Annotated in this window: 10 protein-coding genes; 1 reads left to right on the top strand and 9 read right to left on the bottom strand. The window is 44.7% G+C overall.

Features of this window, described 5'->3' with window-relative positions; translation table 11 throughout:
* Positions 1–319: 319 nt before the first annotated feature.
* The 5 genes from cydC to MKZ16_RS16720 all read right to left on the bottom strand — a co-directional run bounded on the left by cydC (position 320) and on the right by MKZ16_RS16720 (position 8,748).
* Positions 320–2,047, bottom strand: a complete 1,728-nt coding sequence (gene cydC, locus MKZ16_RS16740; RefSeq protein WP_076106654.1) for a thiol reductant ABC exporter subunit CydC — start codon at positions 2,045–2,047, stop codon at positions 320–322.
* Positions 2,044–3,888, bottom strand: coding sequence for a thiol reductant ABC exporter subunit CydD (cydD, locus tag MKZ16_RS16735; RefSeq protein WP_076106652.1), 1,845 nt, complete (start codon positions 3,886–3,888; stop codon positions 2,044–2,046). Before cydD ends, cydC begins: the two co-directional genes overlap by 4 nt.
* Positions 3,889–3,956: 68 nt before the next feature.
* A complete protein-coding gene (locus MKZ16_RS16730) occupies positions 3,957–4,973 on the bottom strand; it encodes a cytochrome d ubiquinol oxidase subunit II (protein WP_036677093.1) in 1,017 nt (338 codons plus the stop codon).
* Positions 4,970–6,334, bottom strand: coding sequence for a cytochrome ubiquinol oxidase subunit I (locus tag MKZ16_RS16725; RefSeq protein ID WP_076106649.1), 1,365 nt, complete (start codon positions 6,332–6,334; stop codon positions 4,970–4,972). Before MKZ16_RS16725 ends, MKZ16_RS16730 begins: the two co-directional genes overlap by 4 nt.
* 566 nt (positions 6,335–6,900) lie before the next feature.
* Positions 6,901–8,748 carry a hypothetical protein gene (locus MKZ16_RS16720; protein WP_076106648.1) on the bottom strand — a complete coding sequence of 616 codons (1,848 nt, stop codon included), beginning with the start codon at positions 8,746–8,748 and terminating at the stop codon, positions 6,901–6,903.
* A gap of 80 nt (positions 8,749–8,828) precedes the next feature.
* Here MKZ16_RS16720 and MKZ16_RS16715 point away from each other — a divergent pair, with 80 nt between their 5' ends.
* Complete coding sequence (locus tag MKZ16_RS16715) at positions 8,829–9,464, top strand: TetR/AcrR family transcriptional regulator (RefSeq protein ID WP_212592203.1); 636 nt, start codon at positions 8,829–8,831, stop codon at positions 9,462–9,464.
* A gap of 82 nt (positions 9,465–9,546) precedes the next feature.
* Here the strand turns inward: MKZ16_RS16715 and MKZ16_RS16710 are convergent, their stop codons facing one another.
* The 4 genes from MKZ16_RS16710 to MKZ16_RS16695 all read right to left on the bottom strand — a co-directional run bounded on the left by MKZ16_RS16710 (position 9,547) and on the right by MKZ16_RS16695 (position 13,975).
* Complete coding sequence (locus MKZ16_RS16710; RefSeq protein WP_076106646.1) at positions 9,547–10,536, bottom strand: alpha/beta hydrolase; 990 nt, start codon at positions 10,534–10,536, stop codon at positions 9,547–9,549.
* Between the two features lie 257 nt (positions 10,537–10,793).
* Entirely contained in the window at positions 10,794–11,543 is a 750-nt protein-coding gene (locus MKZ16_RS16705; RefSeq protein WP_076106644.1) for a class I SAM-dependent methyltransferase, read from the bottom strand.
* Between the two features lie 3 nt (positions 11,544–11,546).
* A complete protein-coding gene (locus MKZ16_RS16700) occupies positions 11,547–12,305 on the bottom strand; it encodes a methyltransferase domain-containing protein (RefSeq protein WP_339814275.1) in 759 nt (252 codons plus the stop codon).
* Positions 12,302–13,975 (bottom strand): nickel ABC transporter substrate-binding protein, encoded by a 1,674-nt coding sequence (locus MKZ16_RS16695; protein ID WP_076106640.1) that lies wholly within the window; start codon positions 13,973–13,975, stop codon positions 12,302–12,304. Before MKZ16_RS16695 ends, MKZ16_RS16700 begins: the two co-directional genes overlap by 4 nt.
* Positions 13,976–13,980 lie beyond the last annotated feature (5 nt).

Here is a 13,980-nt window from a genome sequence, read left to right as displayed (position 1 = left end):
CTCTATACAACGAAGAGCTCGACCCAAAATGTGACAGCAATAAAGATCATTACAATCTAAATCGAGCTTCGCAAGGTGCTTGTGTGGCCCTTTTCCGTTGGAATGTTTGTCCTTTTTTCGCCATAAAAATATCCCCTCCAAGTGTCACTCGAACCTCCATGATAACATGCAGGTTTTTTCGAGTGTCTACTTGAAGGGGATAATACCAAACAAGATCAACCTTTAGTTATTATCTTAACCATTTTTTGAATCAATCGTGCATAAACCATCGGAATCTGAGAAGTGACATTTGCAACAAGTTGATGTGTTTGGTCTATATTTACACTTCAACTTCTCCGATCATTTGCTGTTCGATTTGTTTCATCTCATAAAAATAGGCTTTTTGCCCCATCAACTCCGAATAGGACCCCGTTTCGACTACCCTGCCTTGGTCCATGACCACAATCTGGTCCATCTCTTCCAATCCGGTTAGCCGATGACAAATCAGGAGAAGCGTATCATTAGCCGCCTGTGCGTAGAGATGCTTCAATACGTGATGCTCTGTCACATAATCCAGCGATGAAGTTGGTTCGTCCAGAAGCCATACCCGTCCTTTGCGGAGCATCGCTCGCGCCATAGCCAACCTCTGCTTCTCGCCGTCTGACAGATTCTCCCCTTTTTCATACACCATATCGGTCAACGATGTATCGGGCAGCTGCATTTTAGCTAGCACATCCAACAATTGTTCGTCAGCGTGTTCTTCTCCATTCAGCAGCAGGTTGTCCCGAATCGTTCCCCGGAAGAAATGACTTTGCTGAAATACCACATTAGCCGTTTGCCAAATGCTCGTCTCGTCCAGTTCCTTCACCGAAATACCGTTTAATCGTATCTCGCCAGCCGTTGGTGTTCGCAGTTTGAGCAGCAATTCGATAATTGTTGATTTTCCTGACCCACTCGGCCCGACTATTGCCGTTTTGGAGCCAGGTGAAATGTGCAGGGACATATCCCTGAGTGCCGGTCTCCACTCCCCTTCATATTGAAATGTAACATTGGATAGTTCCATCGTAACAGCATGATTAACAGGCAATGTGCCACTTGGTTGCGAAGACTGCTCATCAAAAGTCTGAACTGTTTCCGTCAGTCGTTTGGCTGCGTGTTCGCTATCCTCTTTATACGCGGGTAATGTGGCCATAGCCGTCGCTTCTTCAAATACGGTTTGTGATGCCATAACCAACATGGCAAGAAATACGCCTGCAAGCGCTCCTTCCATAATTAAATAGGCGCCGAGCGTCAGCACTCCCCAGGAAACGAGAAATGTAACAAAAGTGTGCATCGATTGCCCGCGCAGCAAGTGCCCGGCTGCTCGTTGCTGTTCAGTTGCCAATACAGCGGAAGCATGCTGAAGCTGCTCCTCCCTTTGTGCCAATTGACCATATACTTTCAAATCCCGGAAACCGTACAACACTTCGGTAACTTCCGTGGACAGCTGCGCCCTCTGCTCACGAACGCGTCCATGTGTTCTCCGCTGCCCGAGTAACACAATTCCCGGTACAACGAATGCCGTTACCAGCATACCTATTACAAACAAAACTGCAATCCAGATCGAAAAGGTAGAAGTAAACAGCACCGTAGCCAAAAATACCATGACGACCATGATCGGAGGATAAGCGACTCGCAAAAAATAATTTTGCAAACTTTCCACATCCCCAACGATCCGCGCAAGCAGATCCCCGCTTCGATTTTTGTTCAATATACCAGGCGTTAAAGGAATAAGCTTGGCAAAAAAGGATGTACGTAAACGGCTAAGCATGGAGAATGTCGCCCGGTGAGAATACAAGCGTTCTCCATAACGACTCGCCGCCCGAAGCAGACCCAGCAGTTTGACCATGGAGGTGAGTACAATTAAAGTATAAAGCGGTGGCGCAAATACCGTTTGCGAAATCAGATACCCGCTCGCAGAAAAGAGTGCCACACCGGCTATGCCGGCGATAAATCCACCCAAAATCGAAAGAATGATATCCTTGCGCTCCTGAATCATCGCCTTTGACAGAACAGCCAGTTCATTCATGAGGATATCCCCCCTTTCCGCTCTACATCAATCATCTCGGCATACTGAGGCAGGCGCTCCAGAAGCTCGTCATGTCGTCCCGAGTCCACCAACACTCCATTGTCCATAAACAAAATCTTGTCGGCTTGTTGAATCGTATATAATCGGTGAGCCACCGTAATCATCGTAGCCGTTTTTGCCAGTTTGGCTATGGAGCGTTGCAGTACCCGCTCGGTGTGCAAATCCAGTCCAACTGTGGGTTCATCAAACAAAATGATAGCAGGACGCTTCAAAAAAGCGCGTGCTAAGGCAAGCCGCTGCTTTTCCCCACCAGACAGTCCCCGGCCTCCTTCACCAACAAAGGTATCAAATCCATGCTCTAATTGGGCTGTAAGCGCAGCGAGTCCGGCTTCCTCCCCCGCCCGCTCAATTTCAGCTCTGGAGATGTTTCCACCAGCACCAATCGCAATATTTTCAGAAAATGTGCCTGCAAAAATATACGGATGCTGTGTAATGTAGCTAACATGTTCGAACCATTCGGTTTCATCGTATTGCGAGAGTGGACTTCCATTCACCAGAAGCGTACCCGATTCTGGTTTCAGCAGACCGGCAATGAGATGTAGCAAAGTCGTTTTGCCGGAACCGCTTTTGCCAACAATCGCAATGTGTTCTCCTGGGCTAAGCTTGATCCGCCCCGTCTTAAGCTCGAAAGAATCTGGAGCATACTGAAACCGAAGTTGGTCAATTACGATAGACGGTGGTATTAAAAGGTCTCCAGAATGGGCAAGTTCCAGTTTGCTTATTCTGTCGGTCCTATCCCCGACCTTATCTATGCTGTCGATCTCGTCGATTCCATCGGTTGTTAATGCTCCTTCAATGCCATTAGCGTCCCTGCTCTCCCCTGCCGTTTCCTCAAGCATCTGTTCCACCTTACGAACCGCACCCATACTTGTCCGGCCGCTGTGAAAGGCTGTTCCCGTATTCTTTAACAGGTTGTAAAACTCGGGAACGAGCAGCAAAACGAAAAAGGCAGTGTGGAACGTCATAGCTTTGAAAACAAGCAACTGGATGGCCAGTTCGAGAGCCACAATACCAATGCTTAGCATCACGATTGATTCCAGCATGAATGTATTCGTAAACGCAATCTTCAAAATACCCATCGTGGCATCACGATAACCCAAGCTACTGCGTTCAATCTCCTGTTGCTGACGGTGAGCCCGTCCAAATATTTTCAATGTCACCAGTCCTTGAAGAGAGTCCAGAAACGTCCCTGAAAACTCAGCGAGTTGCGCATATTTTTCTTCGGATTTGTTCTTCGTTTTCAGCCCTACCAGAATCATGAACAGCGGGATGAACGGAGCAGTAAACAATAGAATGAACCCCGTGTTGGCATGTTGGATAAATGTAACGACCAAAATCAGAACCGGGATGATAGCAGCTTCCATCATACGCGGCATGTATTGACTGAAATAACTATCAGCCTCATCCACAGCATCCAGAGCAATACTGACCTTCCCTCCCGTCTGTCCACTAAGGGTTGAAGGCATGGAAGCATGGGTCAAGTTTTGCAGCACGGCTGCGCGCATATTTGTCTTGGCAGCAGCTGCCATATGCAAGCCAACAATACCGTTTCCATAAGACAATAGTGTGCGTACAGCCATAATAGCCAGAAGTATACCGAGCAACAGGATAACCGATGAAAATGAAGCTCTCTCCACAAAAATCCGTTGGACTGCTTCAGCAAGCAGTCCAGCCTGACTCACAATAGCTATACCAAGCCCGAGCGAAATGATTGCGAGGAGAGCCATGTTTTTCCTTTGTGAAGACATTTGTTGAGAAATCAGACTGGATTTCCTCTTCACAGATCACACCTCCTTTATATATAGGCTTGTAGGGAAACCTCAAACATGCCGTAATGGATTAATCAGCTTTATTTTTTCCCTTTTACATAATCCGCATCAAACAGGAAGAGTCTGAAGACCAGAATAAGGGATGGGATCAACAGGCATAGACCGCCGATAAACACAATAACTAATGCTAAGCCCATTGCCGGTGAAGTTGCACTGCTCTGAATCGTGATATACGGATCAAGAATATAAGGGTATTGCCCAATTCCATAAGCGAAAAAGGCACAGAAAAATTGCAACATGACGCATATAAAAGCTAATCCGTAACGGCGTCCGTTATATAATAGCCACATCGCGATCATGAAGAAAGCAACGGAAAGTGCCAGCAACCACCATAAATCCATCATATTTTGAAAATGCCGCTCATTGTGTTGACCCAAATAGATAAATGCTGTAAGTGCGAGGATTATCGTCGGTGTGCTCCAAAACAGGGCGTAGTTGCGCATCAGCTTCAACGCGGAATGATCCTCTGCCCGAGAAGCGTAAAATGTCAGAAATGAGCCGCTAATGAACAAAACGGACACAATTGCCAGTCCAACGATACTCCACGATAACGGATTGGTGAACAGCGCCCAGTAATCCAGAGAAACCGTCTCCCCCTGCTTCACGATAAAGCTGCCTTCAGACAAAGTTAGCGCCACTGACAACGATGCTGGAATAAGCAAACCTGTAGCTCCGTACAAAAAAAGATATACTATGTTTTTCTTGGAACCGTAATTTTCAAAAGCATAGAATGAACCGCGAATCGCAAGAAGAATCAATGCAATGCTTCCCGGAACAAGTAGCGCGGAGCCATAATAATAGGCTGTGTCCGGAAAAAAACCGACGATGCCAATGTAGAAAAAGATAAAAAATACATTTGTAATTTCCCAAACGGGTGATAAATAACGCGAAATCAGACGATTAATGAGATGATCCTGCTTCGTTAAACGGGCATAAAAGGCGAAGAAGCCCGCTCCGAAATCAATGGAAGCTATAATTAAATAGCCGTACAAAAACAGCCAGAGCACCGAGATGCCAATCAATTCGTAACTCATCATTCAGTGCCCCCCTTTTCGGTAGAATGATTAGGATGATCCTTCATCCATTTCTCCATCTCAGCTTCTGCCGGATTATTGTTGAACAAGCGTCTTAGCACGATTACACACATACTGCCGAGTACGATGTACAAGAGCAATAAGGCGAAGAATATAATTCTTACATTCGGTGAAGACGTGGCAGCCTCCTCAACACGCATATATCCACGGATAATCCACGGCTGTCTCCCGACTTCTGCATAAAACCAGCCCAGCTCAACAGCCAGAAAAGCGAGGGGGGCGCTCAGTGCGATGATGCGAAGCATCCACTTGTTAAGCTCATTACGCTTTTTCCAGAACACAAACAGAAAATATAGGAACGAAATCGCGAGCAGAGTAAATCCGATTCCGACCATTAAATCAAACAGATAATGAACGAGAAGTGGTGGCCATTCTTCCTTGGGGAATTCCTCGAGCCCCGTCACCTCTGCATTAAAGTCTCCAAAGGCCAGGAAGCTGAGCAGCTTCGGAAGATGAAGAGCCCCTAGAACTTCATGCTCTGCATTCAGCCATCCCAATAGAACCAAATCCACCCTGCTACTCGTCTCAAAATGCCACTCTGCCGCTGCAAGCTTCTCTGGTTGATGCTCGGCCAAAAACTTGGCGGACACATCACCGGCTAACGTGTTCAGTAAACCAAATAGTAAAACGACCGCCATCATGAGATTTAAAGATTTTTTGTGGTATGCGGACACACCTTTTCTCAGCATCGCGAAGGCTGCAATCCCGGCTAACAAGGCAGCTCCTGTTAAATAGGCCGAGCTTAATACATGGAACACTTTGGAGAACGTCGCCGTATTCAGCATCGCTTGCACCGGGTTAATCGCTGTGAATTGGCCTGCTTCCATGACAAAGCCTTCAGGCTGGTTCATGAATCCGTTCACCGTCGTAATAAAAACGGCAGACATGCCTGCCCCGGCGACAATCGGTATCGTCAGCAGCCAATGGGTATATGGATTTTTGAACCGATCCCACGTATACAAATAAATGCCCAGGAAGATAGCCTCGAAAAAGAACGCGAACACCTCCATGAATAACGGAAGTGCAATGACATTCCCAGCCAGTTTCATAAAATTCGGCCATACCAGGGCCAGCTGTAGTGAAATCGCTGTACCGGTCACAACACCAACCGCCACAGAAATGACAAATCCTCGAGACCACCTCTTTGCCATAAGTGTATAATGGGGGTCTTTCTTCCGGATCCCGATGAACTCTGCTATAGCGATCATTAGCGGTATACCGACGCCAATCGTCGCAAAAATAACGTGGAACCCGAGAGTCAAGCCTGTCACTAGCCTGCTCCATAGCACCGTATCAATTGCCATTCTTTACTGCTCCCTTCAAAACTCTGTTCATTTTTCGTCTTAAGTTGATACTTATGATTAGGCCCGCTAACATTAGGCTGCATTCAATATCAGGTTTAGCAAGGCTCAGCGACATCGTTTCCTGTTCGTTTTAGTATGACATTCCTCGTTCTTTGCTATGTAAAAAGAGAAAAATTTCACAAAGCAAGAGTTGGCGAACCTGATTTACCTGTTACTGAGCAGTCAAATTAATAACGTGGCCTAATAATTAAAGTTATCTTATCTTAAATTTTAAGTATTTCAATCATCGACATCTCTTAATCCCTAAACGTTCAAGAAAGGGACAAATCTTTCTAACAACTCAGTGAATAACACAAAAAGCACCCGAATGAGCTATTGATTGATTAGCGTATATGTGATGTCACAAGTTTCCTCCTACTTCGATGCTAACAAAAAAACGAAATTTTCTCATTTTAAGCCGTAATATACTCCCTTTTTGCAACAAAAAAACACTGACTTAAATCATCAGTGTTTTTTGAATTCAAGCTAATGTCATCTTCGTCATGACAAATCTTGAACTGCCACTATCATTTAGTACGACCGTAGAAAAAAGAATACCCATCTGACTTCCCGAGTTTAGTCGTCTCCGTTCCGTCCACTAGCTTGACCGCTTTCAGCAACGATACAATTTGCGTATGCATTAGCTTTGCATCAAATTTGTCCATCTCTCTGTTGTCACTATCCACGAGCAGATAGTCGGGCATTGGAATGAATCCAATCACCGGTATCCCTGCTTCAAATAAGGGCTGACTCTCTCCAAACTCAAACTTGTTATGTCCACGCAATAATACAGTACGTGTGCTATCTGTCTTTTCAATAGCCTTCAGCCAAATGGCTGCCATCATTTCATTGCCTGCATACGTATATTCTGTACTTATTTGTCCAGTTGGACCATAGTGACCCGTATCATCGTCCTTCCACTCCATGCTGCCTAAATGCTCAACCGTAATTCCAGCTACAGCTTTTAAATGGCCATTCTTGCCATCCCAGAGCTCTCGATGCCCCTCCATCCAGGTGGAAGTTGCCTGAGAGGACCCTTTGAACTCCGGTAATCTAAAATGCCCTGTCACAAAAGCGAAAATCATCGTACGTTCCGGCTGCTCCTGCTGTAAGTAACGAATCATAGACAGCATACCCACAGCGCCATTCTCCTCCACTACATTTATCCCATCCGTATGGGTATTTACGATAATCGCTTCGTCTTTATTCTTACCGTCAATCTTCACATAAAAGGATTCTGTTGGGGCATCTTTTTGTATTTCCGCTTCTAAAATAACCGTACCTTCTTTATGCTCTTGAGCTGCGCTGATCACCTTTTTCCCTTCCGTTTCATTAACCCAGATTGCAGGGATTCCTGCATAATCGGTGGTAAAAGGCACATATTGCTCTTCAACCTTATCGTCAGATACCCCTTTCCAGACTAAAACAACAGCTTTTACGCCCATTTCCGTCGCTTGCTCCAATTTAGCTTCTTTTAAAGCTGTAGTGAGGACCAGATCGCCTTCATTTGGGGCAATTTGGTTGTCCATTGGAGATGAAGCCCGCATATTCATAACGATCCCACTTGGAAAATTTCTAAAATTCTCAATTTCAATGACAGCAATTTTTCCACTGGCCTGGCCATATTCACCACGCTTCGTATACACCAGCTCCCCTGTCACACCTTTTTCGTCAGTTTCCCCGGAATAGGGAAAAGCTGAAGAGACATGAATTGCCTGCTGATCAATCATTAAAGCACTGTTCTTTTCTTCCCATCGGTCAAAAGTATAGCGATCACGATATACTTGCAGCCCCATATCCGTTACCTGCTGCTCCAGCCAAGCAATAAACTGATTGAGACCCTCAGAGCCGGTTGTACGGCTTCCAAAAGAATTCATTACTTCAATATCTTTCAGCATCATTGCTGCAGAATCCAATTTACGTTCATCGATCGTCATAGCCGCATCAGCTGATAATGCCACAGGTGTTGTAATAGGTTTTGCATAGATTCCAATCCCCCAAAGTGCAGTAACGATAAGTGCAGTAATGCTGAATAACACTTTACGAACGGCTAGAAACGGAGTGACTCTTCTGCTCCCCGATTGCCCAAAGAGTCCTCTACATATGCCCGCTACGATCAGCAGCAGGATAGAAAGCGCAAGCAGCCAAAATTCTCTTGTTAGTAAGAATAGCCCTTCTGCCACCATCACACTAATAAAAACCACATGTACCTTCTCACGTTTCTTTAAGAGTAAAAAAGAGATGCCTAAATCTGCTAACAAAAAGATAATGGTCACGATCGAGATTACCGTTTCTTTGCCAATGAATACCGTAGCACAGAGTGCTAGGATCAAAAGCAGCACCGCTGACAATCGTCTATATAAGATTTCTAACATGACGCCCTCCCATTTTAACTAACGATTATTTTGACATTACATTTGTAATGCCTTATGGTTTTAGCATATTGAAAAGACTCATGAAAAACAATGAAACGAACATCAGAATGTACAAACGGAGGGAAAATGTCATCTCAAATCATGAATTATACAGTCCAAATACCTCTCAGCATCGTTCCAATAAAGAAACTAACCGTTTGACAAGAGAAGCCATCTGCACGGCATTAGTCTTCTTGATCCAGGAACAGTCTTTTAGTAAAATCACCATCACCGATATTGTGAAACGCGCAGGGGTTTCTCGAACGGCCTATTACAACAACTATTCCTCCAAGCAAGAGATCCTGGTGGATTTGGTCGATTCGCTTATTTTCGAAATTAATCAAAAACTCTTACCTTACACCAATGAATTAACAGGCAAAGCTAAAGAACCTCAAAAATTTATCAAAGTGCTTTTTGAAGTTATTTTTCAGCAGCGGAACATCTACAAAGCACTTCAAAGTGCAAAATTTGATCATGTAATTCTGGATTGCTTGAATGAAATGATGCTTTCTACTGCTCATGACAAAAGCGACGAGAATGTGTACCGAATATACTTTAAAGCAGGGGCCCTCTATAATGTTCTCCTTAAATGGATACAATCAGACTTTGCAAAATCCATTGACGAAATGACCAAAATTTGTCTTGAGGTATACCATACTCCAATGTCCCAGGAATAAGGTTTAAAAATCGTGTTTATAAATGAAAAAACAAAGAAACCACGGAACCAAGTTCGGCTCCGCAGTTTAATTATCAACCCTACTATTGAATTTGAATTTGTTTCATGTACTCTTTGAATGCCTCAGCGATTTCTTTATATTTTGTATGATGCAGATAATGTGAACCTTCCATTGGGATCATTTTGCCCTGTGCGGATTGTTTGACTTGCTCCTCATGCAGCGGAATCCACTGTTTATTGTGCTCGTTATTCGATTGAACGAAGAGAAGCAACGGCAAGTCATTTGGCATTGTGATTTTTTCTCCATTTTTGAAATTGGAACCGAGGTGGCTCAGTTCATTCATCAACGTTGGATTGGTCGCGACTTGATTCGAAATCAAACGCATTTGTTCTTTGGTATGCTCATCGAATGCAAGCGATTCATACGGATCTCCGCTCACTTTTTGGACCAATCTCATTAGACCTGATTTTTGAAGAAATTGCATGGCTTTCAAAGGTAATTTGACATCCATTCCGGGTTGATTGGGAACGCTGCTATCGATGCCGACAAAAGCAAGAACTTCATCGGGATAAGTATTCACATAGGTCGCTCCGTATAGTCCCGCGATGGAATGTCCCATTAGAATGTAACGGTCTACACCCAGTTGCTGCAAAGCTTGGTGAACCTCACTTACTATATTCTCAGTCGTTCTTTCCTTCTCGGTTTCATCGCTCAAACCATAACCGAAAGGCTCGACCACCACGACTTTGTAATTAGGGGTAATCTCATCGATCAGCAATTTGAAATCAAGTGCAGGTGTCGGGGTTCCTTGTCCTGGTAGGAGTACAACTGTTTGTTCTCCGCTGCCTTGAATAAGCACATTCATCTTTTTCCCATCCACATTGACATACTGGCCATACGATTCGATTTTCTTTTTCTCTACCCCATCGCTAATAGAATCAACGATAAAAACGATGCCCATGAACAACACTAGCGCCCCTACAATACCTCCGATTATTTTTAACCATAGGTTCCGTTTCTTGTGGCTCTTAGTCCCAGTTGTTTTTATTTCCACCTTATTTGCCACGTTCATCTCTTCCCTTCCTTGTTCCTGTATCTGAAGTGCCGCATTGACGACATGTTCAAAGTGTAATCAATCAAGATGTACCCTTCGTGACGACAATATGAACGGAATATGAACAAGTCAAAAAAAGAGTTTTTAGATCAACATCAAATCGGAAATGAAATAATGTTCTTGTCCTTTACTCAAAAAGCAGCGCCTCTCATTTAGAGGATCGCTGCTTTTTATTGTTTACTTCATTTAATTATGTGTAGGTTCTCACTATTATATTATTTTTCAGCACAAATCATGAACATCGGTGTTGACCGGTTTAAGACTTGCTGTTTCTCATCCAGTACTTTGGCGTTCAAATTCTCTTCAGTAAAAATAGTGGTGAATCCTTCTTCCTTGAGAGTCCGTATATCCCATTCGGGACGCCACTCTCTGGTCAGTGGCAATACAAGACTCAGACGGTCTGTCTCCTCTATGTCCTTATGATGCGGGAGCTCACCAAAGCCCTTATCTACATAGACTTTCTGATCCTCTACTCGCTTTTGCTGCATCTCTTCGTCCCAGAGATGGCGATTCCAGTTGGCATCAAAAACCAGTAGCCGTCCCCTAGGCTTAAGTACTCTTTTCCACTCTTTGTAAGCTGACTGCGGATCGGTAAGGCTCCAGGTAACATTGCGGCACACGATCAGATCGAAATTCTCCGCAGCAAAGTCAAGCTTGTGCGAATCCATCTTGCGGAAAGTAACGGTGACACCCTCCCGACTGGAGTGGGAACGTGCTTCTTCCAGCATATTGTCGGTACAATCGATCGCAGTAACCAGATGCCCGGCACTTGAGAGAATCACAGAGAAGAAGCCAGGCCCGCAGCCAATATCTAGAACCTGCAATCTTTCCTTCTGTGGTGCGTTAGCGAGGATAAGCTTCAGCCAGGCCTCCCGCTGGAATCCGTTCAGTTCCTTCTGAATGCCTTCGCTGTACAGCTCGGCTTCGCCTTCCCAATACATTTCCACCTCTTGTTGTATACCCATTTATCATTCACCCTTCTTGGCAAGTATCATGAACCGGTTTACATTCTGGTAACCGTATTTCAAAAAATCGAGCGGCATCGCACGGGCAGAGATAAAGTTCCGGTGAACATCTATGCTGCGGAACCCGGCCTGTTTCAGCGCTTTCCCGTCAGCTTCAGGCCGTTGTACATTAACAAATGGCAACTCGCTTAGCAGGTTTTTATCTTGACTGCTTCGCTGGCGGATTCTTTGTTCTGTGAGCAGAATCAGTGTCCAGGACAAGGCATACCAAAGTCTATGGAATACAGTCTTGCTCTCTTTATATAAATAGTTGCCGTCAAAAATAATCAGAGTCCCGCCCGGTTTTAGAATCCGATGCCATTCAGCATAAGCCCTCTGTGGATCAGGCAGCGTCCATACTACATCCCTGCAGACCACTGCATCAAAGCTATTCTCTAGCTCCATATGCAAGTCGGCAGCATCAGCGACATAAGCTGGAACTTTGTATCCATAACTCTCAAAATTTCGTGAAGCTCTATCTATCATTCCCTGAGAGGCATCCACCGCTGTAGGCAGATGACCCATCTGTGATAAGAGTATGGAGAAAAAGCCAGGTCCTGTTCCCACATCCAGCACCTTTTGCTGGGGAGTTGTTCCCAACCCTTTAATAAGCAGTTGTTTCCAGAGGTTTATAGTTTTTTTACTGCGGAATTGAGTCTGTATGACTTTGTCATAACTCTCCGAGCTTGATGTCCAGTATTTCGAAATCTCTTTTAACATCATTTTTCTCCTATGTCGAGTAGATTCCAGAAGACCGGCATAAAGGTGGAGTACCCCGGTTTAAATCCAGTCACTCTATTATTTACTGCCAAGATATCGTCAGGGAAATAAATAGCTGCAAACATAGCCTCCTGATACAATTTGGAAAAAATGGAGTCATATGCGGTCTGACGTTCCTGAATATCGGTTGTTCCTACTGCTGTGTCAATTTGAGATTCTAGTGCAGGATCAGACCATACCACAGCAGATGCATCAGCTGTTTTATGAAATAAGGAGAGCAAGAATGCATGCGGATTATAGGCATCGTCATAAGTCCGGTACATAATTAGATCATAGGCTTTGCTTGTCCATAAGGCATCGTAATAGGCATTCGGCTCAAGAACCTGAAGATTCACTCTAATGCCAATCTCCTTTAACTCAGACTGAACCAGTTCACTGATGGACTTCCATTCGGGATACTCAGCCTGCTGCAGCACGAAATTAAGCTCAAGCTGCGCTCCGTCCTTCTTTACCATTCCATCTCCGTCCGAATCCGTGTAACCGGCAGCTGCTAGCAGCTGCTTCGCTTCCAGCGGATCGAAGCCGTACCAAGTATTATTGGACTCCGTCACATAAGGAACTGTCAGCGGGAACAGACCTTGAGCTTCACTGCCGATACCGTCCATAATATCTTCGACAATGCTTTTTTTGTTAATTGCCAAATTGATAGCTTTGCGCACATTCAGATCTTGAAGTGCAGGCGTTTTGTAGTTAAAGATCATGAAATGAGAGTTTGTTCCTTGTGCTTTTTGCAAGGTCAGTGAAGAATCCGCTTCAATCACTGGCACGCTTTCGACTGGAATCTTTCCCATTTGTCCCCCGGCAATGTCAACATCTCCAGCTTGCAGCGCTAGTACTCTGGACTGTGGATCAGGGATTACCTTTAAAATAATTTTCGACAGCTTCGGCATTTCTCCCCAATAATTCGGATTTCTGACGAGTACGGCTTCCTGATCTGTTTTGTAGCTCTCAGCCATCCATGCGCCAGTTCCAATCGCTTTGATGAATTTACCCGTAATATCTCCTGCGGGTTCCACAGCGGAAGGGCTGATAATTCGGACCGGTCTTGCAAAGGATAACTCGGTTAAGAAGGGATAATACGCTTTGTTGAATGTCATTGTAATCGTATGTTCGTCCACAACAACAAGGGATTGCATCGCAGTTGCCACATTTAACGAATTGGCTGGATCCTTAATCCATCGTTCGAAGGAGAATTTAACCGCGTCGGCATTAAACTCCGTACCGTCAGAGAATTTGACGTCATGGCGAAGATGGAACGTATATACTTTCCCATCTTCTGAAATATCCCAAGACTCCGCAAGCGACGGCAGTATTTCGCCTTTTTCACCATACTCCACTAACCCCTCATATATCATCGCGTGCACATTCATCGAACCATCATAGGCACCGGCATCCAATCGGTCTATACCGGCATCGGACGATATAGCAACAGTGACTGTCTTGTCCTGAGCTTCAGATCCTTGTGCAGCTTCATTATTGGCGGTATTATTGGCTCTAGCCGTAGAATTGCTGTTATTACTGTTACCGCAACCTGATATCACCATAACTACCACAAGAAGCATAAAGAATAACGATTTTGATAATAGGCTTTTTGTCTTAAGGTTCGTTCTCATTCTTG

Origin of the sequence: Paenibacillus sp. FSL R5-0928, assembly GCF_037970385.1 — a bacterium.
GTDB classification, from domain to species: Bacteria; Bacillota; Bacilli; order Paenibacillales; family Paenibacillaceae; genus Paenibacillus_AQ; species Paenibacillus_AQ odorifer.
Note: the sequence above shows the minus strand (reverse complement) of the source record. Positions and strands in the feature narration are given on the sequence as shown.